Origin of the sequence: Pseudomonas sp. Hp2, assembly GCF_006386585.1 — a bacterium.
GTDB lineage: Bacteria > Pseudomonadota > Gammaproteobacteria > Xanthomonadales > Xanthomonadaceae > Pseudomonas_S > Pseudomonas_S boreopolis.
Genome location: NZ_VAHJ01000003.1, coordinates 530,392 through 554,284, shown reverse-complemented (window position 1 = coordinate 554,284; position 23,893 = coordinate 530,392). Strand labels below are relative to the sequence as shown.

The window sequence follows — 23,893 nt, the reverse complement described above, 5'->3', positions numbered from 1 at the left end:
TTTTTCGACGCGACATCCTGTCGCGGCGAAAAACGACGTGCATCCATGCACGTCGCCCTTCGGGTTTTTCCCGCCGTCTCCGCCGCTTCGGAGGGGCCCCGGTAAGTCAAAGTCAAAGGCGAGAGGCCGAAGCAACATCACGAGCAACGGCAACGGCAACGGCAACGGCCGCAATTGCAGCCGTCGCCGCTGTCGTAATCATCAGGTTCGAGCCGATCGCTCTACCGTCGCCCCCGCGTAGGTGGGAATCCAGCTCCGCATCCAGCCGACACTAGAACAACGAGCGCAGCCAGCGAAACCCATCATCCCCGCTTGCGTGGGGATGATGGTTCTAGTTCCTGTTCGCCGCCTGCCTCAGAGCCGCACGTCCAGGCTGAGGAAGTACTGGCGCGGCGCGCCGGCCATCAGGGTCTGGTTGTAGCCGTTCGGGTCGGAGGCGACGTAGCCGTTGGTGCCGGTGCTGGCGAAGTAGCGCTTGTCGGTGAGGTTGGTGATGTTCAGCGACAGGGCCACGTCGCTCAGTGCGCCGAGGCGGCCGAAGTCGTAGCGCGCGCCGGCGTTGAACAGCCAGTACGACGGCACCTGCGAGTCGTTGAGGTAGGTGATGTAGCGCTTGCCCAGGTACTTGCCGTCCAGGTCCAGGCGCAGGTTGCCGAGCTGCCAGCTGGCGCTGGAGGAGAACATCCACGATGGGATGCCGACCACGTACTTGCCGGAGGTCTCCACCACGCCGTTGTTGAGGTAGTCGTCCTGGTACTTGGAGCGGTTCCACGACAGCGAGTTGAGCCAGTTGAAGCCTTCCGCCGGCTTCCACATCAGCGCCAGGTCCGCGCCGGTGCTGTGCACCGCGCCGACGTTGTTGAGGATCGAGGCGCAGGTCTGGATCGCGCTGCACGGGGAGGTGGTCAGCAGGCGGTTGGAGAACTTGGTGAAGTACACGTCCGCCGAGGCCTGCAACTGCGCGTCCTGGACGCGGTAGCCGGCCTGGAAGGTCTGCGACTCCTCGGGCTCGAGCGTGGACTTGCTGCCGTCGAACGCGGCCTGCGAGGTCGCGAACGGGGTGAAGCCGTAGGCGGCGATGTTCTTGCTGTAGGAGGCGTAGACGTCCTGGCGCTCGTCCAGCTTGTAGTTGACGCCCACTTGCGGCAGGAAGCCCTCGTCGGCCTTGATCTTGCCTTGCGCGAACGAGCCGGTCGCCACGAGCGACTGCGCGCGGGTCTGGGTCGAGACCGCCTTGGCGCCGTAGTTCAGCGTCAGGCGCTCGTCGAGCAGGCGCACGCTGTCCTGCAGGTAGAACATGCGGCTCTGCGTGGTGTAGCGCTGCAGGAAGCCGCGCGCGAACGGCGTCTGGTTCTCGTAGAAGTTGTACAGCGAGGTATAGCCGTCGGCGCCGAGCGCGAAGTAGTTGCGCTCCTGGGTGGTGCGCGCGTTCTCGGCCCAGAAGCCGGCCTGGATGTCGTGGTTGCCCAGCGTCCACTTCAGCGCGCCGGTCGCGCCGTAGCGGTCCAGTCCGTAGTCGGTGGTGCGCATCGCCAGCGGCGCCTCGGCCGAGGTCGCCAGGTACGGCGTGGCCCATTGGCCTTCGCCGCGCGCGCCGTGGTAGTAGCCGGTGGCATCGAGGGAGAGGTCGTCGGCCAGCGCGAAGCTGCCGCTCAGGCCGGCCAGGTTGTCGCGGCGGATGCCGCCGCCGGCGTAGTAGGTGGCGTCGAGCCAGTCGTAGTCGTCCGGCAGCGCGGCCAGCGAGGCGGGATAGCCGTTGGCGGTGCCGCCGTACTGGCCGGTGCTCTGGTAGGCGCGGGCCATCTGCACGGCGGTGGCCCAGTCCGGCTGCAGGTAGTCCCAGTTCCAGCCCAGCGCCTTCTGGCTGGTCAGCGACAGGTCCATGTAGTCGTATTCCTTGCGCCGCGAGGTGTCCAGGAACAGGCTCACGCGGTTGCCTTCGCCCCACTGGTAGAGCGCCTTCAGGTTGGCCTGCTCGGATTTCTGGTCGCCGTAGCCCTTCCACTTGTCGGTACTGGCGTTGGCGTAGGACAGGTAGGCCGACACGCCGTCGTGGTCACCGATGTCGCCGCGCACGAAGGTGCGGCGGGTGGCGTCGCTGCCGACCGTCTGCGACAGGCGCACGCCGGCTTCGCTGTCCGGGTCGGCCGAGTAGAACTGGATGGTGCCGCCGAGATTGGTGTTGGAGGCGGTGCCGAGCGCGCCGGCCCCCTGCGCCAGTTCCACCGAGCCGATGTTCTCGGAGGTGATCGCGCGGGTGACCTGCAGGCCGTTGGTGACGCCGTAGCTCATGTTGCCCAGCGGGATGCCGTCGAGCGTGTAGCCCAGGCGGCTCTGGTCGAAGCCGTGCAGGGTGATCTGCGTGGACCACTCGTAGGCGCCCCACGGGTCGGCCGCCTGGAACTGCACGCCCGGCAGCTTGTCGATCGCCTTCAGCGCGCTGCTGCCCGGGGAGAGCCGTTCGATGTCCTGCCTGGTGACCCGCTGCACCTGGCGCGTGCTGCCCTGGGCGACCACCGAGATCGCATCGAGCTGGGTGGCATCGGCGGGTGCGGGAGCCGCGGCGGCAGCGGGCGCCGCCTCTTCGGCCGGGGCGGCGCTGGCGAAGGCGGGCAGGGCGCAGGACAGGGCGAAGGCGAGCAGGGTCGGACGAGGGGCGAGCCTGGCGGAAAGCGGCATGGGGGTTCCTGTGGTCGTGATGCGGCGGGGGAACGGCGGCCCTGCTGGCAAGGCCACAAGCCGCGCAGCGTGTCGCCGCCACATGAAAGATTGATGACGCGGCTTGGCCAGGCCGGCTGTCGCGGAACTGTCGCCATCGCGGCTTATACCGGGCGGTCCGCCCGCGTTCGGCGGAACCGTTTCGTTGCCGCCACAGGACCGTACTTCCATGAATGACCTGTCCCGCCGGGACTTCCTCAAGCGACTGGCGGCGCTGACCGCCGCCGGCGCGATCCCGCCTTCGATCGGCCGCGCGCTCGCGCTGCCGGCCGTACCGCGCACCGGCACCCTGGCCGACCTCGAGCACGTGGTGATCTTCATGCAGGAGAACCGCTCGTTCGACCATTACTTCGGCACGCTGCGCGGCGTGCGCGGCTTCGGCGACACGCGCGCGATGAAGCTGCGCGACGGCACGCCGGTGTGGCGCCAGGCCGATGCGCGCGGGCGCCGGATCGCGCCGTTCCGGTTCCGCCCGGATACGCGCGCGCCGTTGATCAAGAGCCTGGACCATTCGTGGAAGGGCGCGCCGGGCCAGGACCCGCGGCGCTGGCAGGAGTACGACTGCTGGGTGCCCTACAAGGGCGAACTGGCGATGGGCTACTTCCAGCGCAGCGACATCCCGTACTACCACGCGCTGGCCGATGCCTTCACGATCTGCGACGGCTACTTCTGCTCGATCCACGGGCCGACCAACCCGAACCGCATGTTCCTGTTCACCGGCACCAGCGGGTTGAGCGTCGGCGACGATCGCCTGCAGGCGGTGGAGAACGCCGACGACGGCAACTGGACCGCCGACATGGCGCGCGACAAGCCCGGCTACGCGGCGATGCGCTGGACCACCTACGCGCAGCGCCTGAGCGAGGCCGGCATCGATTGGCGCGTGTACCAGGAGTACGACAACTTCGGCGACAACTCGCTGGCGTACTTCGAGCATTTCCGCGGATTGGATACTTCCGACGAGCGCTACCGCCGCGCGCGCGCCTGGGTGCCCGGCTCGACCGCGGACAACGCCGCGCAGACCAGCGCCGACCACCTCGTCGCCGCCTTCGCCGCCGACGTGCAGGCCGGCCGCCTGCCGCAGGTGTCGTGGATCATCGCGCCGACCGCCTACAGCGAACATCCGGAAGCGCCGCCGGCATACGGCGAATCGTTGACCGCGCGCCTGATCGACGCGCTCACCGCCAACCCGCAGGTGTGGGCGAAGACCGCGCTGATCATCAACTACGACGAGAACGACGGCTTCTTCGACCACGTGCCGTCGCCCCTGCCGGCGCTGGACGCGCGGATGGGACGCAGCGCGGTGGACACGCGCGGCGAGGCCTACCACGGCGTGCCGGTCGGGCTGGGCATCCGCGTGCCGTTGCTGGTGGTGTCGCCGTGGACACGCGGCGGCTGGGTCGACTCGCAGGTGTTCGACCACACCTCGGTGCTGCGCCTGCTGGAGACGCGCTTCGGGGTCGCCGAGCCCAACATCAGCCCGTGGCGGCGCGCGGTGACCGGCGATCTCGCCAGCGTGTTCGACTTCCGCGATCCGGACGGTTCCGCGTTGTTCGCCTTGCCCGACGTGTCCGACTACAAGCAGCGCACTGCCGCTATCGCCAAGCTGCCGGAGCCGGAGCCGCCGCAACGCGAGGCCATGCCGCGCCAGGAGCCCGGCCAGCGCCCCGCGCGCGCGCTGCCGTACGACCTGCAGGTGCATGGCGAGGCGACGCGCGAGCATGGCGCGCTGCGGCTGCGCTTCGTGAATGCTGGTTCGGCCGCGGCGGTGTTCAACGTCTACGCGCCGGGCAGCCAGGCGGGGCCGTGGTACTACACGGTGCTGCCGGGCAGCGAATTGGAGGATGCGCCGCACGGGTTGCCCGAGCGCGGCGCCTACGCGCTGGCGGTGCATGGGCCCAACGGGTTCCTGCGCGAGCTGGCCGGCGATCGCGACCTGGAATCGCGGAACGGCGTCGCGCCCTGGCTGGAGGCGCGCAACGAACAGGGCACGCTGGTGTTGCGGCTGGGCAATCGCGGCAAGGCGGCCTGCACGTTGCGCGTGCGCGCGCTCGACTACGGCGATCCCGCGCCGCGCGAACTGAGCCTCGCCGCCGGCGCGCAGGACGAACTCCGCTACGACCTGGCCGCCAGCGACCATTGGTACGACCTGCTGGTGGAACTGGGCGACGGGGCGTTCCGCCGCAGGCTGGCCGGGCACCTCGAGACCGGAAGGCCCAGCCGCAGCGATCCCGCATTGGGGCGCGGAGCGGCGATCTAGGCGAGTACCGGCTCCCTCCGCAAGCCGGCGGCGGAGGGAGCCGCGTTCCCGTCGAACGCCTTCCACCAGGAACGATCGGCCCCGGCGACCGTGCCATAGGTCATGGCCCGGTACTGGGATGGCATCGCTAGAATCGTTACTTCCTTACACATGGAACCGTTTCGATGCGCATGAAGCTGCTCGCTTTTTCCGTCGCCGCCGCCATCGGCACGGCCGGTGCCGCACACGCCGGGGAGGGCATGTGGGTCCCGCAGCAACTGCCGGAGATCGCCGGCCCGCTGCAGAAGGCCGGTCTGGAACTCTCGCCCCAGCAGCTTTCAGACCTGACCGGCGACCCGATGGGCGCGGTGGTCGCGCTCGGCGGCTGCACCGCCAGCTTCGTCTCGCCGCAGGGCCTGGTCGTGACCAACCACCACTGCGCCTACGGCGCGATCCAGCTCAATTCCACGCCGGAAAAGAACCTGATCAAGGACGGGTTCAACGCACCGGCCACCGCCGACGAACTGAGCGCCGGCCCGAACGCGCGCATCTACGTGCTCGACGCCATCACCGACGTCACCGCCCAGGCCAAGGCCGCGATCGCCGCCGCCGGCGACGATCCGCTCAAGCGCACCCAGGCGCTGGAAGCGTTCAACAAGACCCAGATCGCCCAGTGCGAGGCCGAGCCCGGCTATCGCTGCCAGCTCTTCAGCTTCTCCGGCGGCAATGCCTACCGGCTGTTCAAGAACCTGGAGATCAAGGACGTGCGCCTGGTCTATGCGCCGCCCGGCAGCGTGGGCAAGTTCGGCGGCGACATCGACAACTGGATGTGGCCGCGCCACACCGGCGATTTCTCGTTCTATCGCGCTTATGTCGGCAAGGACGGCAAGCCCGCGCCGTTCTCCAAGGACAACGTACCCTACCGGCCCAAGCACTGGCTGAAGTTCGCCGACCAGCCGCTGGGGGCGGGCGATTTCGTGATGGTGGCCGGCTACCCGGGCCGCACCAACCGCTACGCGCTGGTCGCCGAGTTCGAGAACACCGCGAACTGGACCTATCCGACCGTGGCGCGCCACTACAAGAACCTGATCGCGATGGTCGAGGCCGCCGGCAAGCAGAACCCGGACATCCAGGTGAAGTACGCCAGCACCATGGCCGGCTGGAACAACACCAGCAAGAACTACGAAGGCCAGCTGGAAGGCTTCAAGCGCATCGACGCCGAAGGCCAGAAGAAAGCCGAGGAAGCGGCCGTGCTGGCGTGGCTCAGGCAGCAGGGCAACGCCGGCAAGCCGGCCCTGGACGCGTACGCGACGCTGGTCAGGCAGGCCGAGGCGGGCAAGGCCACCCAGCAGCGCGACCTGGTGCTTGGCCAGTTCCACCGTACCGGCGCCGTCGGCGCCGCGGTGACGCTGTACCGGCTTTCGATCGAGCGCGCCAAGCCGGACGCCGAGCGCGAGTCCGGCTACCAGGACCGCGACCTGCCGGCGATCGAGGGCGCGATGAAGCAGATGGAGCGCCGCTACGTCCCCGCGATGGACCGCCAGCTGCAGCAGTACTGGCTGGGCGAGTACGCCAGGCTGCCGGCCGGCCAGCGCGTCGCCGCGGTCGACAAGTGGCTGGGCGGCAGCGATGCGGCCGCGATCGAGGCGGCGCTGAAGAAGCTCGACGGCACCCGCCTCGGCAGCACCGACGAGCGCCTGAAGTGGTTCAAGGCCGACCGCGCCGCGTTCGAGAGCAGCACCGATCCGGCGATCCAGTACGCGGTGGCGGTGATGCCGGCGCTGCTGGAGTTCGAGAAGCGCGGCAAGATCGAAGCCGGCGAGCAGCTCAAGGCGCGTCCGGTCTACCTGCAGGCGCTGGCCGACTACAAGAAGAGCCAGGGCGAGTTCGTCTATCCGGACGCCAACCTGTCGTTGCGCATCACCTTCGGCAACGTCAAGGGCTATGCGCCGAAGGACGGCGTGGCCTACACCCCGTTCACCACGCTCGAAGGCGTGGCGGCCAAGGAGACTGGCGAGGATCCGTTCGATTCGCCGAAGGCGCTGCTCGACGCGGTCAAGGCCAAGCGCTACGCCGGGCTGGAGGACAAGCGCCTGGGCTCGGTGCCGGTGAACTTCCTGTCCGACCTGGACATCACCGGCGGCAACTCCGGCTCGCCGGTGATGGATGCGCGCGGCAAGCTGGTCGGCCTGGCCTTCGACGGCAACTGGGAGTCGGTCAGCAGCAACTGGGTGTTCGACCCGGCGATGACCCGCATGATCGCGGTCGATTCGCGCTACCTGCAGTGGGTCATGACCGAGGTCGCGCCGGCGCCGCAGCTGTTGAAGGAACTGAACCTGGCGCATTGAGCCGGAGCTGCCGACCGTCGTGCCACGAAGCCGCCCGCGGGCGGCTTCGTGCTGTCCGGGCATAACGCCGGACAGCAGCGCTGCACTGTGGGAGCGGCTTCAGCCGCGACAAGGCTTTCCCATTTGAACCCCTGCACAGGGATGTGCAGGCTGTTGCAGAGGGATCTGCATGAAAGCCTTGTCGCGGCTGAAGCCGCTCCCACAACAGCGCACGCCGCCCCGAGGTTTCGGCTGCAACCGGAACGAGCGGGTATGATGCCGCTCCCGTCGCCGCTGGCGACCGGTTCCCCCACGTCTACGAGGATTTCCCGAGCATGCGCATCTTGCTTGCCCGTCACGGCGAGACGCCGTGGAACGCCGAGGGCCGCTACCAGGGCCAGATCGACATTCCGCTTTCGCCGGTGGGCGAAGGGCAGGCCCGCGCGCTCGGCGAGCGCCTGAAGGGCCTGCCGATCGCGCGGGCGGTGGCCTCGCCGCTGAGCCGCGCGCAGACCACGGCGCGCCTGGCGCTCGGGCCCGGGCGCGAAGCGATGCTGCAGCTCGATGCCGACCTGCAGGAGATCGCGCACGGCGAATGGGAAGGCCTGCTGGCCAGCGAGATCCACGAGAAGGATCCGGCGCGCCTGCGCGCCTGGCGCGAGGAGCCGGACACGGTGCTGATGCCGGGCGGCGAATCGCTGCGGCAGGTGCTGGAGCGAAGCTGGCGCGGACTGGCGCGCGCGGCCGAGGGGCTCGGCGCCGAGGACACGCTGCTGGTCGTCGCCCACGATGCGGTCAACCGCGTGATCCTGTGCAAGGTGCTCGGCATTCCGCTGTCGCGCCTGTGGACCTTCCGCCAGGCGCCGACCACGCTCAACCTGCTCGAAGGCGAGGATGTGGAGCGCCTGGAAGTGGTGCGCCTGAACGACTGCGCGCACCACACCCCGTTCTTCGGCGAAGCCAAGCACCGCGCGCTCTGAGGCGCTCCCCGGCGGTTCCCGCCGGGGCGTTTCGCCGCGGATTCCCCACATCCGGCGGGAACGAGGGCGCCTGCTCGCGCCCTGGACGCGGCCCGCGGCCGGGCCGGGCCGGGTTCGTGTCCCGGAGATCGCCCGGCGCGACGCACCGGTATGCCGGCATGGGTCGAACACGTCCACTTGCCAGCATGACGCCGGTCGCGGAACCGAACCGCCAGGGCCTCCATCCTGGGCCACCACGGTCTCTAGACGCCGGCGCGTGCGTAATATGGCGCACGGCGCCCCGTCGCCGCACTCCGACCCAGGCGCGGCATGAGCACACCGCTACCCATGTCTTCCGAAGGCTGTCCCACAGCTTCCGAACGCTGCCAGGACGGCACGGCCGCCCTGGTTGCAGGTACCGACGACGCACGCAGGCGCGCGCTCGCGTTCGTCAAGCGCGTCTATCCGATGCGCAACCTGGGCCTGCTGCTGCTTGCCCTGCCGTACGTGTCGGTACTGCACGAACACCACGCCGGCTGGCACTACTGGGTGCTGGCCGGCTTGAACGTGCTGGTGTGGCCGCACGTGGCGTTCCTGCGGGCGTACTCCTCGCGCGACCCGAAGGCGGCGGAATTCCGCAACCTGGTGCTGGATGCCGTGTTCGGCGGATTCTGGATCGCCGCCTCCAAGGTGAGCCTGGTGCCGGCCGCGGCGATGATCAGCATCCTGATGGCCGATCGCCTCTCCGCCGGCAGCTGGCCGCTGCTCGGCCGGGCGGCGCTGGCGGGCCTGGCCAGCTTCCTGCTCAGCGCATGGATGCTCGACTGGCCGTTCCAGCCGGAGGCCTCCAAGCGCACCATGCTGCTCTCGCTGCCGCCGGTGCTGGTGTACATGCTGGCGTTGAGCCACGTGAGCTACCAGCTGGCGCGGCGGATCTCGCGGCAGAACCGCGAACTGGAGCGGCTGATCCTGACCGACACCGGCGTGGACCTGCCCAACCGGCGCCACTTCAACGCCAAGGCCGGCGAACTGATCGCCGCCGCGCGCGCCGGGGCCGGCGACACGGTGCTGCTGCTGATCGACGTGGACCGCTTCAAGTCGATCAACGACCGGCATGGCCACGGCATGGGCGACGAGGTGCTGCGCGAGATCGCCCGGCTGCTGCGCGAACAGGCCGGCAGCGACGGGTTCCCGGCGCGGATCGGCGGCGACGAGTTCGCGTTGCTGCTGCCGGTGGGGTTGCCGGACGGCGAGCGGGCGGCGTCGCGGTTGCGGCGCGCGGCGTCGGAGCTGGCCCTGCCGCACTGGTCCGGGCTGCAGGTCGGGGTCAGCATCGGTGTGGCCGCGCTGGCGTCGCATCACCGTGGCCTCGACGACTGGATGAGCGCGGCGGACCGGGCGATGTACGTGGCCAAGGCCGCGGGGCGCTTCCGGCCCTGAGCCGCCGCCGGGTGCGTGGCCCGGGGCGAAAACCGCGATAATGGCGCGTTTTCCGCCCCTCCTTCGCCGTGAACGCAACGCATTCCCTTCCCGAGTGGCTGGCCTACATCGAGCGCCAGCATCCGCAGTCGATCGCGATGGGGCTCGAGCGCGTGAGAGAAGTCGCCGGCCGGCTGGGCCTGGGCGCCCCGGCCGAGGGCAGGCCCGCCGGCAAGGCCGCGCGCCGCGGGGGCATCGCAGGAAAGACGATCGTCGTGGCCGGCACCAACGGCAAGGGCTCGACGGTCGCCTTCATCGAGGCGATCGCCCGCGCCGCCGGCTGGAAAGTGGGCGCCTACACCTCGCCGCACCTGCTGCGCTACAACGAACGCGTGCGCATCGACGGCCGGGAAGCGGAGGACGCCGTGCTGGTGGAGGCCTTCGCCGCCGTCGAGGCCGCGCGCGGCGACACGCCGCTGACCTATTTCGAGTTCGGCACGCTGGCGGCGCTGTGGGTGTTCGTGCGTTCCGGCCTGGACCTGGCGGTGCTGGAGGTCGGCCTGGGCGGGAGGCTCGATGCGGTGAACATCGTCGACGCCGACGTCGCGGTGATCACCACCGTCGACATCGACCATACCGACTGGCTCGGCGGCGACCGCGAGACCATCGGCGGGGAGAAGGCCGGCATCATCCGCGGCTGGAAGCCGGTGATCCTGGGCGAGATCGACCCGCCTTCGAGCGTGCTGCGCCGCGCCTACCTGCTCGGCGCCAACGCGATCCGCTTCGGCAGCGATTTCTTCGCCGAGCCGATCGACGCGCAGCGCTGGCGCTGGCGCGACGTCTCCCGGCGGATGGAACTGCCGATGCCGGCCCTGCAGGCGCCGGTGCAACTGGCCAACGCCGCCACGGCGATCGCCGCGCTGCGCGCGCTGGGCAGGCCGCTGCCGCGCGCCGCCTGGGCCGAAGGCGTCGCGCAGGCCGGCATCGCCGGCCGGCTGCAGGCGTTCGACCGGGACGGGGTGGAGGTGCTGGTCGACGTGGGCCACAACCCGCAGGCGGCGCGCGCGCTGGCGGCCGCGTTGAAGGCGCGCGCGGTGCCGGGCCGGACCCATGCGGTCTATGCGGCCTTGTCCGACAAGGACGTGGCCGGCGTGGCCGAGGCACTGGCAGCGGCGGCCGACACCTGGCGCATCGCCGGCCTCGCCGGCGCGCGCGGGCAGAGCGCGGAGGCGCTGGCCGAGCGCCTGCGCGGTACGCCGGCGGAGAGCGCGGCGCGTTTCGCGAGCGTCGCCGAGGCACTGGACGACGCCATCGGCAAGGCCGCGGAAGGCGACCGCGTGCTGGTGTTCGGCTCGTTCCACACCGCCGCCGAGGCACTGTCGCGATTGCGTCCCGAACCCTGAGCAAACTGGGCAGCTTCCTGTGGGAGCGACTTCAGTCGCGACAAGGGCTGTCATGCAGTCCGCACAGCCATGTGCTGGGATTCAACGGGAACGCCCCATCGCGACTGAAGTCGCTCCCACAACATCCTCGCTGTGCCATTCCGTTCAGGCTTTGCAACGGAGAGTCCGTCGCCATCGCGGCCTGCCGTGGCCGCTTGCGGCCAAGCCGTATAATCCGGGCACATTCCGTCGCATTGCCATTCCCACGTGGATACGACCCTGAAACAGCGCCTGATCGGCGCCGCCGTGCTGGTGGCGCTTGCCGTGATCTTCCTGCCGATGCTGGTGAAGGGCCCGGCGCCCGACAGCGGCGTGTCCGACGTGCCGATCACCGCGCCGGCCGCACCGGCCGACGGGCAGTACGAAACCCGCGAGCTGCCGTTGGTGACGCCACCCGGCGCCGCGCCGGCCGGCGGGGCGGTCGGCATGGCCGGCAACGCCGCTTCGGCGCCGGCACCGGTGCAGGACAACCCGGACGCGGCCGACCTGGCGCCGCAGGGCGAGGCCCTGCCGCCGAGCGTCGCCGCGGGCAACTACGCGGTGAATTTCGGCGCCTATGCCAGCCAGGAGGATGCCGACAAGGTGATCGCGCGGCTCAAGCAATCGCAGCTGCCGGGATTCAGCGAGCCGACCCAGATCGGCGGCAGGCCGGCCTGGCGCGTGCGGATCGGCCCGTATGCCAGCCAGGCCCAGGCCGAAGCGGTGCGCCTGCAGGCGGTCAAGGTGCGCAGCGACGTCAACGCCCAGGTGGTGACGCTCGACGCCAAGCCGGCGGCTTCCACGCCGGCCCCGGCACCCGCGCCGGCTCCGGCCCGGAGCGAGCCGCTGCCGCCGGAACCGGCCAAGCCGGTGGCCGCGGCCAGCAAGCCCGCGCCGGCGCCGGCCAAGCCCGAACCCGCCAAGCCGCAGCCGGCCAAGCCGGCGCCGCCGGCCGCGCCTTCGGTGCCGGCCGCCAGCAACGTCGGCTTCGCCGTGCAGCTGGGCGCGTTCGGCCGGGCCGAGGACGCCAATGCGCTGCGCGACAAGGTGCGCGCGGCCGGCTTCAGCGCGTTCGTCGAGCAGGTGAGGACCGACAAGGGCACCCTGAGCCGGGTGCGGGTGGGGCCGGTGGCCAATCGTGCCGATGCCGAACAGCTCAGGGCCCAGGTGGCCGCGCGGGTCGGCATCAGCGGCATGGTCCGCCCGCATCCTTGAAAGGGCGCGCTGCAGCGCCCATGACGGGGCCGGGCGCATGGGCATGACGGCCGGGCGAGGCTTCGGCGCGGAGGAGCGTGCGTGATCGATCTGCTGCTGCTCGCGCTGATCGGGCTGTCGGCGCTGCTCGGGCTGTTCCGCGGTTTCGTCGGCATCGTGGTCGGCACCGCCTCGTGGCTGTTGGCGGGCTGGGCGACCTTCCAGTTCGGCGCGGCTGCCGGGCGCTGGCTGGCCGGCGGCGCCCACCCTTCGGCCACCGAGTCGCTGGGCGGTTACGCGCTGGTGTTCGTGGGCGTGCTGGTGGCCGTGGCGCTGGTCGGCATGGCCATCCGCGCCGGCGTGGACGCGGTGCGGCTGAACGGCACCGACCGGATGCTCGGCTTCCTCCTCGGGCTGGTGCGCGGGGCGTTCTTCGCGTGCGTGCTGGTGCTGCTGCTGGGTTTCACGCCGCTGGCGCACGAGCCGGCCTGGCGCGAGTCGCGGGTGTTGCCGCTGCTGCTGCCGGGGGCGAAGTGGATGCGCGCGCAGCTGCCGGACTGGTCCGTTCAGGACGTGGATTTGGGCAAGCTGCCGGTCGCAGGCGATAATGGCGTCCTCGACAAGGCGCTGTCCGTCTCCTCCATGCAGGAGACGGTGGTGCGCACGCTGGGCCGGACGCCGGACGCGGACGGCGCCCACGAGGGCGATCCGGCGCAGGCACTGCCCAGCAACATCGACCCGGCGCAGGACCGCGCCGGAGAAAACGGCTCCCCGCGGGCCGAATCCCACGGCCAGGCACGGCCACCTTCACAGCAATAGGCGCAAGCCAAGCGGAGACGCGCAACATGTGTGGCATCGTCGGTATCGTCGGCAACCAGAACGTCGCCGGGCAGCTCTATGACGGCCTGACCGTCCTGCAGCATCGCGGCCAGGACGCGGCGGGCATCGCCACCGCCGACGGCACGCGGCTGCGCGTGCAGAAGGCCAACGGCCTGGTGCGCGACGTGTTCGACGAGAAGCGCATGGCGGTGCTGGAGGGTCGCGTCGGCATCGCCCACTGCCGCTACCCGACCGCCGGTTCGGAAGGCATGGACGAGGCGCAGCCGTTCTACGTCAACTCGCCGTACGGCATCGCGCTGGCGCACAACGGCAACCTGATCAATACCGAAGCGCTGCGCCAGCAGGTCTTCGAGGCCGACCGCCGCAACATCAACACCGACTCGGACAGCGAAGTGCTGCTGAACGTGTTCGCCTACGAGCTGGACGCGCAGCGCATGCTGACCCCGGAAGCGGCGATCCGCGCCGTGGCCGGCGTGCACCGCCGCTGCAAGGGCGGCTACGCGGTGGTCAGCGTGGTGCTGGGCCTGGGCCTGGTGGCGTTCCGCGACCCGCACGGCATCCGCCCGCTGGTGCTGGGCAAGCGCGACGGCGCCGAAGGCCCCGAGTACGTGGTCGCCTCCGAGTCGGCGGTGCTGGACATCCTCGGCTTCCAGCGCGTGCGCGACGTGCGCCCGGGCGAGGCGGTGGTGATCACCGCGCGCGGCGAGCTGTTCTCCGAGGTCTGCGCGACCCAGACCGACCACACCCCGTGCATCTTCGAGTACGTGTACTTCGCGCGCCCGGATTCGATGATCGACAACGTGTCGGTGCACAAGGCGCGCATGCGCATGGGCCAGAAGCTCGGCGAGAAGATCCTGCGCCTGCGTCCCGACCACGACATCGACACCATCATCCCGATCCCCGACACCTCGCGCGACGCCGCGCTGGAGATGTCCAACGTGCTCGGGGTGAAGTACCGCGAGGGCTTCGTCAAGAACCGCTACGTCGGCCGCACCTTCATCATGCCGGGGCAGGGCGAGCGGGTGAAATCGGTGCGCCGCAAGCTCAATCCGATCCACCTGGAGTTCCGCAACCGCGTGGTGCTGCTGGTCGACGACTCGATCGTGCGCGGCACCACCAGCCGGCAGATCGTGCAGATGGCGCGCGAGGCCGGCGCGCGCAAGGTCTACCTCGCCAGCGCCGCGCCGCCGGTGCGCTACCCGAACATCTACGGCATCGACATGCCCGCCGCCGAGGAATTGATCGCGCACGGCCGCAGCGAGCAGGAGATCCAGGAGTTCCTCGGCTGCGACTGGCTGATCTACCAGGACCTGGAAGACCTGGAAGCGGCGGTGCGCGAGGGCAATCCGGAGCTGAAGCAGTTCGACTCCTCCTGCTTCAACGGCGAATACACCACCGGCATCGAGCCGGGCTATTTCGAGCGCATCCGCCAGCTGCGCTCGGACGACGCCAAGCGCAAGCGGCGCGCTTGAGGACATCCGCGTCGTTCCCGCTTCCGCGGGGATGACGCAGGAGAGCACCCGAAGTCCGCCAGCCGCTCCGTTCCTTCGCCTTTCCCATGCCCTCGATCTTCGACGCCGCCCGTGCCTGCCTCGACGCCGTCGATCCGGCCGAGAAGGTCGCGCTCACCCAGCGCCATGCGTCCGCGTTCCGCGCCGGCGGGCTAGCGCTGCCGGACCCGGCGCCGCCGCCCGAGCCGATCCGCATGCCGGGCCGCCCCGTGCGTCCGCGCCTGGTGCATCCGCGCGACCTGCCGCGGCGCGGCCTGGGCACGCCGGAAGGACGCTCGGCGTTCCTGCACGCGATCGCGCACATCGAATTGAACGCGATCGACCTGGCCTGGGACGCGGTCTACCGCTTCCGCGGATTGCCGCAAGGCTTCTATGCGGACTGGGTCGCGGTCGCCGACGACGAGTCGCGCCACTTCATGCTGCTGCGCGCGCGCCTGCGCGACTACGGCTGCGACTACGGCGACTTCGACGCGCACAACGGCCTGTGGGAAATGTGCGAGAAGACCGCGCACGACGGCCTGGCGCGGATGGCGCTGGTGCCGCGCGTGCTGGAAGCGCGCGGGCTCGACGTCACGCCGGGCATGATCGTCAAGCTGCGCTCGCTGGGCGACGACGCCACCGCCGGGGTGCTGGAAACGATCCTGCGCGAAGAGGTGGCGCACGTGGCGGCCGGCTCGCGCTGGTACCGCTGGTATTGCGAGCGCGCTGGGGTCGAACCGCGCGTGCGCTTCAAGGAGCTGCTGCGCGAATACGCCGGCGGCTACCTGCATGGCCCCTTCAACATGGAAGCGCGGCTGCTGGCCGGCTTCGACGAGGACGAACTGGCCAGCCTGGTCGAACAGGCCGGCTGATCCCGGCCGGCCCTCGCCGGCTGCATCGCATTGCGCACGCGTTCGCCGTCGCATGGCGTTGCCTGTCACAGTTCCCGGCGCTTCCTGCCGGTCGCCTTGATTTCACATCGCCTGCTGGCGTCTTAATGGAGGCCCGCCGAAGGCGGGTGTTCCACATCCACTACTTCCATCAAGGAGAGGCGACATGATGTCGAGGTCGATGTGCAATGCCGTGGGTCTGATCGCGATATGCCTGGCCGGACCGGCCGCGGCGGCGGGCAAGCCGCTGTTCCAACCGTCTACCTACGTCACCCGGGCGGGCGCCGCGGCGCTTGCCGAGCCTGCGCTCGAACGCCTGGTCGCCGCACCGTCCACCGCGGCCGTGCAGCTGGTGCAGGTCGATGCCGGCGCGGTCTCGCAGGACGATGCGCAGTTGCAGTTCGAACTGCAGGGCAGGACCGTCACCGCCACGCGCACCAAGATGGAGACGCTGGAAGGCGGCAACAGCGTCTGGTACGGCAATCTCGACACCGGCCCCCGCACGCGCACGCTGTCGGGCGTTGACCCGCTCAATTCGGTGATCCTGGTGCGCGCGGGCAACACCGTGACCGGCACCATCCGCGCCGGCAGCAAGCTCTACCGCCTGCGTCCGCTCGACAAGGGCCGCCATGCGCTGGTGGAAGTGGACGAGAGCCGCATGCCCGCCGACCACCCGGCCGACTACAACGTGCTGCCGACCATCGCCATGCCGGCCAACGACCGCATCGGCATCGCCGCGGCATCCTCGGGCTCGCCGGCCACGATCCGCGTGCTCGTAGTGGCGACCAACCAGGCCGTGAACGCCTATGGCGGCAACATGCAGGCGCTGGTGCAACTGGCCGTGGCCGAGTCCAACCAGGGCTATACCAACAGCAACGTCGGCATCACCTTGCAACTGGCCGGCTACGAGACCACCAGCTACACCGAATCGGGCGACTTCAGCACCGACCTGGCGCGCTTCCGCGGCACCAGCGACGGCTACATGGACGGCATCCACGCCACGCGCAACAGCACCGCCGCGGACGTGGCGGTGATCCTGTTGGACAACAGCAGCTATTGCGGCCTGGCGTCGGGCATCGGCTCCACCGCGAGCACCGCGTTCGCCTCGGTGTACTGGGACTGCGCCACCGGCTACTACAGCTTCGCGCACGAGATCGGCCACCTGCAGAGCGCGCGCCACGACACCGCCAACGATCCGAGCACCACGCCGTACGCCTATGGCCACGGTTACCGCTACGGCAACAACTGGCGCACGATCATGGCCTACAACTGCAACGTCAGCTGCCCGCGCCTGAACTACTGGTCCAACCCCAACATCTCCTATGGCGGGGTGCCGATGGGCAATGCCAGCACGGCCGACAACCAGCGCGTGCTGGTCAACACCAAGGCCACGATCGCCGGGTTCCGCTGAGCGGACCGGCGTCTGCCAGCCCCTCTCTGCCGGGGCTCCAAGGCACGGCTTGCGCGCCATTGAGACGCGTGCCCTGGAGCCCCCCGCCGCTGGCGGGGGGCTCGGAGCGGGGCTTGGGTGAGGGTACGGGCGAAGCCCTGCGATATCGGGTTGCACGAGGCTTCGCCCGCACCCTCATCCGTCCCTTCGGGGCACCTTCTTCCTCGGGGGAGAAGAGGGCACTTCGACTCGGGAGCGATCAATTTTCCGCGGCAAGCGCTTCCAACCGATAGCCATCGGCATCCACTCGCAGCACCGAACCCTGCTCGTACCAGTCGCCGAGCACGATGCGCGCGCGCGGCAGCTCGCCGACCACCAGCGAATGGATCGCCGGGCGATGCGTATGGCCATGGATCATCCGCTGCACGCCGTAGCGCGCGAACCAGGCTTCGACCTCGGCCGGCGCCACGTCGGTGATCGTCTCGAACTGCGCATTGCTCTCCTGCTTCAGCTCGGACTGGCGCGCCTGGCTGGCGGCGCGCGCCTGCTGCGCGAAGGCGACGCGCGCGGCCAGCGGCTGCGCCAGGAACTGGGCGATGAAGGCCGGGTCGCGGGTCTGCGCGCGGAACGCCTGGTAGGCCGTGTCGTCGGTGCAGAGCAGGTCGCCGTGCAGCAACAGCACCGGCTCGCCGTACAGGTCGATCACGGTCGGGTCGGGCAGGATGCGGAAGCCGGCCCGGCGCGCGTAATCCTCGCCGACCAGGAAGTCGCGGTTGCCCGGCATGAAGTAGACCGGCACGCCGGCATCGACGACCTCGCGCAGCGCCACGGCCACCGCATCGGCGGCGGGCGAGGGCGTGTCGTCGCCGATCCAGGCTTCGAACAGGTCGCCGAGGATGTACAGCGCGTCGGCCTCGCGCGCTTCCCCGCGCAGGAACGCCAGGAACAGTTCGGTGATGGCCGGGCGCGCCGGGTCCAGGTGCAGGTCGGAAATGAACAGGGTGGTCATGCCGGTATTGTAGTGGAGCCGGGACTCGCACCCGGGACCCGGCAGAGCGACAAGCCTGCTTCGGATCGCGTGTTGTCGTGGGAGGGACTTCAGTCCCGACGGGCTTTATCGGAAAAGCCGGAACTTGGGTTTGGGGACTGGGACTCGGCAGAGCGACAAGCCTGCTTCGGACCGGGTGCTGTTGTAGGAGAGGCTTCAGCCTCGACGGGCTCTATCGGCCCTCTGTCGGGACTGAAGTCCCTCCCACAGAAAGCACCCTGCAGAAAGCAGAAAATTGCAAAAAAGCAGCAGATCGCTTGACAGCCAAAGTCAGGCAAGGATGCTTTTTCCCGAATCCCGAATCCCGAATCCCGAATCCCGAATCCCGAATCCCGAATCCCGGCCGAAGATCAGTACAGCGACTGCATCCCCCACAGCGACAACCCCGCCAGCAGCGCGCCGATCGCGGTGGCGGCCAGCACGTCGCTCGGGTAGTGCAGGCCCAGCACCACGCGCGAGAGCGCCACGCAGGCGGTGAACGGCACCAGCAAGGGGGCCAGCCAGGGATAGTAGGCCAGGGCGACGATGCTGAAGGACACCGCGTGCAGCGTGTGCCCGGAGGGGAAGCTGAACTCGTCCAGCGGCGCCACCCAGGCGCGGATGCGCGGGTGCGCGGCGTACGGGCGCGGGCGCCGCGTCCAGCGCTTGAGCGACTTGTACAGGGTCAGCGCGACCACGCCGGTGGCGGCCATGTGCGCGGAGGCGCGGATGCCGTCGAGGCCGTCGGCCAGCACCAGCAGGCCCATCAGCGAGTACCAGAACACCCCGTCGCCGAGCCGGCTGATCGCCGCGAAGAAGCGGCGTATCCGTTGCCGGCGGCACCAGAGGTTGGCGACCCGGCACCAGCGGGCCTCGCGCCCGCGCAGCGATTCAAGCGGCGTCGACAGCATGGTGCCTCCTGGGGGCGCGCAATCCTTGCAGCATGGCGTCGAAATCGGCCACGACGCGGTCGGGATGCAGTTTCTTCATAGCGATGCTGGCGGCCGTCGCCATCGTGCGGCGGAGTTCGTCCTGCTCGGCCAGCCGCACCGCGGCCTCGATGAATTCCTCGTCGGTGTTGACCGCCGCGCCGGTCATGCCGTTGCGCAGGTACTCGCGCGCGGCGCCGTAGTCGAAGGCGATCGTCGCCACGCCGCTGGCCATCGCCTCCAGCGTGACGTTGCCGAAGGTCTCGCTGCGGCTGGGGAACAGGAACATGTCGCCGCTGGCGAAGTGGCGGGCGAGCGCGTCGCCGCGCTGGATGCCGCAGAAGATGAAATCCGGGTTCTCGTGCGCCAGCTTCTCGCGCAGCGGACCGTCGCCGACCCAGACGAAGCGCGCCTTCGGCCGCACCTGCTGGATCTGGCGGAACGCGCGCACCGCCAGCGGCAGGTTCTTCTCGCCGGCGATGCGGCCGACGTAGATCGCCGCGAAGCCTTCGCCCTCGATGCCCCATTCGGCGCGCAGCGCCGGGTCGCGCCGCGACGGGTCGAACTGCAGGCTGTCGACCGCGCGGGCCAGCAGCTGCACGCGCTCGAAGCCGGCCTCGGTGAGGAACTGCTTCAGCTCGCGGGTCGGTACCAGCGTCGCCTCGGCCTGGTTGTGGAAGCGCCGCATCCAGCGCAGCGCCGCGCCCTGCAGCCAGGCCGCGCCGTACTCGGGCAGGTATTCGTCGAAGCGGGTATGGAAGCCGGTGGCGACCGGGATGCCGAGCCGGCGCGCGGCGCGCACCGCCGACCAGCCCAGGGGGCCTTCCGTGGCCACGTAGATCGCGTCCGGCGTCGTGTTCTGCCAATGACGGGTCAACCGCTGCGTGGCCGGCAGGCCGAAACGCAGGCCGGGGTAGCGCGGCAGCGCCGCGCCGCGCACCAGCAAGGTGTCCTTGGGATCCTGGTCGGCCGCCTGGCGCGGGCGCACCACCTCGACCTGGTGGCCACGCGCGCGCAGGCCGGTTTCCAGTCCGTGCACGGTCAGGGCGACGCCGTTGACCTCGGGCGGATAGGTTTCCGTGACGATGGCGTAACGCATGGCCGTTCTCCCGTTTGCGCAAGCTTGGCGGGAGGCGGTGGCAGCGGGATGGCATTTTTGCGTCAGTGGGATGACGCGGGGCCGGGGATCCGGGGCTCGGGAAAAGCCGGTACGTCGTGCCCGGAGGATCCCCGGGCGCGGCAGCCTTTGCCAGGCCCCGGTCCCGGCTTCAGGCCACCAGCGGCTTGAAGGTGATTCCCAGGCCGGCCATGCCCTCGACTTCGCCGAGCAGGTCGGCGCGCAGCAGGGGGCGCGAGCCGACCCAGCTGCGCGAGAGGACCAGCGACAGCTGGTCGCCCTGCGCCTGCAGTTCCAGCTGCGGGATCGGGTCCGGCTCGTGGGCGCGGTGCAGCAGCACCGCCAGGCGCAGCAGCGCGGCCTTGCGCTTGGCCGATTGCAGCAGGCGGTCGGGCAGCGCGTCGAAGGCGTTCTTCGGCACGTTGCGGCGATGCGTGCGCACCAGCGCCGCCAGCACCTGCTGCTCCTGGCGGGAGAAGCCGGCGATATCGGAATTTTCCAGCACGTAGCTGCCGTGCACGTGGTACTGGCTGTGCGCGATCATCAGGCCCAGCTCGTGCAGGCGCGCGGCCCAGTCGAGCATCCGCGCGTCGTCGGCATCCAGCGCCCAGGCCTCGGCGACCTGTTCGAACAGGCGCCGCGCGGTGGCGGCGACCCGTTCGGCCTGGTTCTCGTCGATGCCGTAGCGCTGCACGAGCGCGGCGACCGAGCCGTCGCGCGAGTCGTCGGCGCTGCCGCGGCCGAGCATGTCGTAGAGGATGCCCTCGCGCATGGCGGCCTTGCTGACCATCAGCCGTTCCAGCCCCAGCGCCTGGAAGGCCGCCTCCAGGACGAGGATGCCGCCGGCGATGATCGGCCGGCGCTCGGACGACAGCCCGGGCAGCTGGATGTCCTCGATGCGCTTGGCCTTGAGCAGCTCGTCGCGCACCACCGGCAGGGCCGCCGCGGTGATCGCGCCCTTGGTCAGCTTCATCGCGGCGCAGATCTCGCCGATCGCCTTGTGGGTGCCGGACGAACCCACCGCCTCGTGCCACCCGATCGTGCGGTACAGGCTGGCGAACTGCTGGAACTCGGCGCCGATCTCGGTCAGCGCGTCCTTCCACTTCTTGCGCGAGAGCTTGCCGCCGGGAAAGAAGCGCCGCGTGCTGGCGATGCAGCCGGCCTGCAGGCTCTCGCGTTCCAGGGTCTGGAAGCCGCGGCCGATGATGAACTCGGTGGAACCGCCGCCGATGTCGATCACCAGCCTGCGCTGGTCCGGCTTGGGCGGCTGCGCGTGCGCCACGCCGAGATAGATCAGGCGCGCCTCCTCGCGGCCGCTGACCACCTCGATGGCATGCCCCAGCGCGGTCTCGGCCGGCATCAGGAAGGTCTGCGGCGAGCGCAGCTGGCGCACGGTGTTGGTGGCGAGCGCGCGCACGTGGGTCGGCGGCACGCCGCGCAGGCGCTGGCCGAACCGCGCCAGGCACTCGAGCGCGCGCTGGCGCGCCTCGTTGGACAACCCGCCCTTGCCGTCCAGGCCCTCGGCGAGCCGCACCGTCTCGCGCAACCGGTCCACCACCCGCAACTGCCCGAGCAGGTAGCGCGCGATCACCATGTGGAAACTGTTGGAACCCAGGTCGATCGCCGCCAGCAGATCGCCATCCTGCAACGGCGGGGAAGTAGGGGAGGTGTTCGGCATGGCGGGAATGGTAGCCGAAGGGTCGCGCTGGTCGTTAGAGCGTGTCATCCGGGGCCGAAGGGTCGATCGTCCGGGCATCGGAGGGCCCGCCGGGCCCTCGGTGCCGCCTCACAGCCGCGCGAGCAACGCCAGCTGGGCCGAATGCGGCTGCTCGCCCGTGGCCGGCATGCGCTTGTGGTAGACGCCGCTGGCGTCCAGCTCCCAGGCATTGAGGTTGTCGTCCAGGTAGTTCTGCAGCGCTTCGCGGTAGACCCGCTTGGCCAGGTCCGGGTCGAGGATCGGGAAGCAGGTCTCCACGCGCCGCAGCAGGTTGCGCTCCAGCCAGTCGGCGCTGGCGCAGAACAGCTCCGGGTCGCCATCGTTGCCGAACCAGTACACCCGGCTGTGCTCGAGGAAGCGGCCGACGATCGAGCGCACCCGGATGTTCTCGGACACGCCGGGCACGCCCGGGCGCAGCGTGCAGGCGCCGCGCACGATCAGGTCGATCTGCACGCCGGCCTGCGAGGCCTCGTAGAGCGCGCGCACCACCTGCGGCTCGTTGAGGGCGTTCATCTTGGCGATGATGCGGCCGGGCCGGCCCGCGCGCGCCAGCCTCGTCTCGCGCTCGATCCGCTGCAGCACGCCCGGATGCAGGGTGAACGGCGATTGCAGCAGGCGCTTGAGCCGGATCCGCGGCGCCAGCCCGGACAATTGCTGGAACAGCAGGTGCACGTCGTTGCCGATGTCGGCGTCGGCGGTGATCAGGCTCAGGTCGGTGTAGGCGCGCGCGGTGCCGCTGTGGTAGTTGCCGGTGCCCAGGTGCACGTAGCGGCGCAGCTTGCGGCCCTCGCGGCGCACGATCAGCAGCATCTTGGCGTGGGTCTTGTAGCCGACCACGCCGTAGACCACCTGCACGCCGGCCTCCTGCAGCTTGTCGGCCAGGCCCAGGTTGGCCTCCTCGTCGAAGCGCGCGCGCAGTTCCACCACCACGGTGACGTCCTTGCCGTTGCGCGCGGCCAGCACCAGCGCGTCGACGATCGCCGAATCCTTGCCGGTGCGGTACAGGGTCTGCTTGATCGCCAGCACGTTCGGGTCGACCGCGGCCTGTCGGATCAGGTCGGTCACCGCGGTGAACGCATCGTAGGGATGGTGCAGCAGCACGTCGGACTTGGCGACGATCTCGAAGATGCCCTCGCTGTCGCGCAGCGTGCGCGGGTTGAACGGCGGGTACTTCAGTTCCGGGCGCTGGACCAGGTCGTAGACCTGGTTGACCCGGCTCAGGTTCACCGGGCCGCCGATCCGGTAGACGGCATTGTCCGGCAGCCCGAAGTTCTGCAGCAGCGTGCGCACGATCGGCTTGGGGCAGTCGTCGGCGATCTCCAGCCGCACCGCCGGCCGGTAGCCGCGGTCGACCAGTTCGTCGCGCAGCGCCAGCGCCAGGTTCTCCACTTCCTCCTCGTCCACCACCAGCTCGGAGTTGCGGGTGACGCGGAACTGGTAGGAGCCCTTCACGTCCATGCCCGGGAACAGCTCCTCGACGAACGCCGACAGCACCGAGGACAGGAACACGAAGTTCTGCTCGCCGTCGCCGGCCAGCGCCGCAGGCAGCTGGATGATGCGCGGCAGCGAGCGCGGCGCGCGCACGATCGCCAGGTGCCCGGCGCGGCCGAACGCGTCGATGCCTTCCAGCACCACCACGATGTTGAGGGTCTTGTTGAGGATCTTCGGGAACGGGTGCGCCGGATCCAGCCCGAGCGGCGACAGCACCGGCATGATCTCGTTGCGGAAGTACGCGCGCAGCCAGCGCTTCTGCCGCGCGTTCCACGAGTTGCGCCCGAGCACGCCGATGCCGGCCTCGGCCAGCGCCGGGCGCAGCACCTGGTTCCAGCAGTGGTATTGCCGCTCGACCAGCTCGGCGGCGCGGTCGTGCACCGCCGCCAGGATCGCGGCCGGGCTCAGCCCGTCCGGCGCCGGGGGCAGGCCGAATTCCTGCGCGTGGCGCACGGTGGCGGCGCGGATCTCGAAGAACTCGTCCAGGTTGGTACAGGAGATGCACAGGAACCGCAGCCGCTCCAGCAGCGGCACCTCCGGGTCCATCGCCTGCGCCAGCACGCGGAAGTTGAAGTCGAGCTGCGACAGCTCGCGGTTGAGGTACAGCGCCGGATCGCGCAGCGGATCGACGGCGATGTCGGTGGAGGGCGCGGTCTTCGTGGACTTCTTGGCGCTGGCCATCGTGCGGTTTCGGATTGGTGGAAGGGCGGCGAGACGATCCCGTCGTG

Annotated in this window: 16 protein-coding genes; 10 read left to right on the top strand and 6 right to left on the bottom strand. The window is 70.1% G+C overall.

The annotated features are described in order from the left end of the window. Positions 1-354: 354 nt before the first annotated feature. A complete protein-coding gene (locus FD678_RS11900) occupies positions 355-2,679 on the bottom strand; it encodes a TonB-dependent receptor (RefSeq protein WP_218569668.1) in 2,325 nt (774 codons plus the stop codon). A 208-nt stretch (positions 2,680-2,887) separates the two neighbouring features. Between FD678_RS11900 and FD678_RS11895 the strand changes: the two genes are divergently transcribed. The 10 genes from FD678_RS11895 to FD678_RS11850 all read left to right on the top strand — a co-directional run bounded on the left by FD678_RS11895 (position 2,888) and on the right by FD678_RS11850 (position 16,905). Continuing rightward, a complete protein-coding gene (locus FD678_RS11895) occupies positions 2,888-4,975 on the top strand; it encodes a phosphocholine-specific phospholipase C (protein ID WP_140723470.1) in 2,088 nt (695 codons plus the stop codon). Positions 4,976-5,145: 170 nt separating this feature from the next. Further along, positions 5,146-7,302: a S46 family peptidase gene (locus tag FD678_RS11890; RefSeq protein ID WP_218569667.1), complete on the top strand. Its 2,157-nt coding sequence runs from the start codon at positions 5,146-5,148 to the stop codon at positions 7,300-7,302. A 314-nt stretch (positions 7,303-7,616) separates the two neighbouring features. After that, the gene (locus FD678_RS11885) at positions 7,617-8,261 is read left to right on the top strand and encodes a histidine phosphatase family protein (RefSeq protein ID WP_140723463.1); all 645 of its coding nucleotides are present in this window, start codon (positions 7,617-7,619) and stop codon (positions 8,259-8,261) included. Between the two features lie 327 nt (positions 8,262-8,588). Continuing rightward, the gene (locus FD678_RS11880) at positions 8,589-9,680 is read left to right on the top strand and encodes a sensor domain-containing diguanylate cyclase (protein ID WP_177497754.1); all 1,092 of its coding nucleotides are present in this window, start codon (positions 8,589-8,591) and stop codon (positions 9,678-9,680) included. Positions 9,681-9,748: 68 nt separating this feature from the next. Further along, positions 9,749-11,062: a bifunctional tetrahydrofolate synthase/dihydrofolate synthase gene (gene folC / locus FD678_RS11875; protein ID WP_140723456.1), complete on the top strand. Its 1,314-nt coding sequence runs from the start codon at positions 9,749-9,751 to the stop codon at positions 11,060-11,062. A gap of 246 nt (positions 11,063-11,308) precedes the next feature. Further along, complete coding sequence (locus FD678_RS11870; protein ID WP_140723453.1) at positions 11,309-12,295, top strand: SPOR domain-containing protein; 987 nt, start codon at positions 11,309-11,311, stop codon at positions 12,293-12,295. Between the two features lie 81 nt (positions 12,296-12,376). Further along, the gene (locus FD678_RS11865) at positions 12,377-13,093 is read left to right on the top strand and encodes a CvpA family protein (RefSeq protein ID WP_140723450.1); all 717 of its coding nucleotides are present in this window, start codon (positions 12,377-12,379) and stop codon (positions 13,091-13,093) included. A gap of 26 nt (positions 13,094-13,119) precedes the next feature. Then, positions 13,120-14,586 (top strand): amidophosphoribosyltransferase, encoded by a 1,467-nt coding sequence (purF, locus tag FD678_RS11860; protein ID WP_140723447.1) that lies wholly within the window; start codon positions 13,120-13,122, stop codon positions 14,584-14,586. Positions 14,587-14,672: 86 nt separating this feature from the next. Further along, entirely contained in the window at positions 14,673-15,476 is an 804-nt protein-coding gene (locus FD678_RS11855) for a ferritin-like domain-containing protein (RefSeq protein ID WP_140723444.1), read from the top strand. Between the two features lie 184 nt (positions 15,477-15,660). Next, positions 15,661-16,905 carry a zinc-dependent metalloprotease gene (locus FD678_RS11850; RefSeq protein ID WP_140723441.1) on the top strand — a complete coding sequence of 415 codons (1,245 nt, stop codon included), beginning with the start codon at positions 15,661-15,663 and terminating at the stop codon, positions 16,903-16,905. A 238-nt stretch (positions 16,906-17,143) separates the two neighbouring features. Here FD678_RS11850 and lpxH read toward each other — a convergent pair whose 3' ends face one another. The 5 genes from lpxH to ppk1 form a co-directional block, all read right to left on the bottom strand. Beyond that, on the bottom strand, positions 17,144-17,893 hold the full coding sequence (lpxH, locus tag FD678_RS11845) for a UDP-2,3-diacylglucosamine diphosphatase (RefSeq protein ID WP_140723437.1): 750 nt from the start codon (positions 17,891-17,893) through the stop codon (positions 17,144-17,146). 389 nt (positions 17,894-18,282) lie between these two features. Then, complete coding sequence (locus FD678_RS11840; protein ID WP_140723434.1) at positions 18,283-18,822, bottom strand: phosphatase PAP2 family protein; 540 nt, start codon at positions 18,820-18,822, stop codon at positions 18,283-18,285. Next, complete coding sequence (locus FD678_RS11835) at positions 18,803-19,939, bottom strand: glycosyltransferase family 4 protein (RefSeq protein ID WP_140723431.1); 1,137 nt, start codon at positions 19,937-19,939, stop codon at positions 18,803-18,805. Before FD678_RS11835 ends, FD678_RS11840 begins: the two co-directional genes overlap by 20 nt. A gap of 169 nt (positions 19,940-20,108) precedes the next feature. Continuing rightward, positions 20,109-21,635, bottom strand: coding sequence for an exopolyphosphatase (gene ppx, locus FD678_RS11830; RefSeq protein ID WP_140723428.1), 1,527 nt, complete (start codon positions 21,633-21,635; stop codon positions 20,109-20,111). Between the two features lie 108 nt (positions 21,636-21,743). Next, positions 21,744-23,846: a polyphosphate kinase 1 gene (gene ppk1, locus FD678_RS11825; RefSeq protein WP_140723425.1), complete on the bottom strand. Its 2,103-nt coding sequence runs from the start codon at positions 23,844-23,846 to the stop codon at positions 21,744-21,746. Between the last annotated feature and the right edge of the window lie 47 nt (positions 23,847-23,893).

What these genes read in the sequence shown, in the direction of transcription:
- FD678_RS11900 (WP_218569668.1), bottom strand. Translation starts at nt 2,679, where the DNA reads ATGCCGCTTTCCGCCAGGCTCGCCCCTCGTCCGACCCTGCTCGCCTTC.
- FD678_RS11895 (WP_140723470.1), top strand. Translation starts at nt 2,888, where the DNA reads ATGAATGACCTGTCCCGCCGGGACTTCCTCAAGCGACTGGCGGCGCTG.
- FD678_RS11890 (WP_218569667.1), top strand. Translation starts at nt 5,146, where the DNA reads ATGAAGCTGCTCGCTTTTTCCGTCGCCGCCGCCATCGGCACGGCCGGT.
- FD678_RS11885 (WP_140723463.1), top strand. Translation starts at nt 7,617, where the DNA reads ATGCGCATCTTGCTTGCCCGTCACGGCGAGACGCCGTGGAACGCCGAG.
- FD678_RS11880 (WP_177497754.1), top strand. Translation starts at nt 8,589, where the DNA reads ATGTCTTCCGAAGGCTGTCCCACAGCTTCCGAACGCTGCCAGGACGGC.
- purF (WP_140723447.1), top strand. Translation starts at nt 13,120, where the DNA reads ATGTGTGGCATCGTCGGTATCGTCGGCAACCAGAACGTCGCCGGGCAG.
- FD678_RS11855 (WP_140723444.1), top strand. Translation starts at nt 14,673, where the DNA reads ATGCCCTCGATCTTCGACGCCGCCCGTGCCTGCCTCGACGCCGTCGAT.
- FD678_RS11850 (WP_140723441.1), top strand. Translation starts at nt 15,661, where the DNA reads ATGATGTCGAGGTCGATGTGCAATGCCGTGGGTCTGATCGCGATATGC.
- lpxH (WP_140723437.1), bottom strand. Translation starts at nt 17,893, where the DNA reads ATGACCACCCTGTTCATTTCCGACCTGCACCTGGACCCGGCGCGCCCG.
- FD678_RS11840 (WP_140723434.1), bottom strand. Translation starts at nt 18,822, where the DNA reads ATGCTGTCGACGCCGCTTGAATCGCTGCGCGGGCGCGAGGCCCGCTGG.
- FD678_RS11835 (WP_140723431.1), bottom strand. Translation starts at nt 19,939, where the DNA reads ATGCGTTACGCCATCGTCACGGAAACCTATCCGCCCGAGGTCAACGGC.
- ppx (WP_140723428.1), bottom strand. Translation starts at nt 21,635, where the DNA reads ATGCCGAACACCTCCCCTACTTCCCCGCCGTTGCAGGATGGCGATCTG.
- ppk1 (WP_140723425.1), bottom strand. Translation starts at nt 23,846, where the DNA reads ATGGCCAGCGCCAAGAAGTCCACGAAGACCGCGCCCTCCACCGACATC.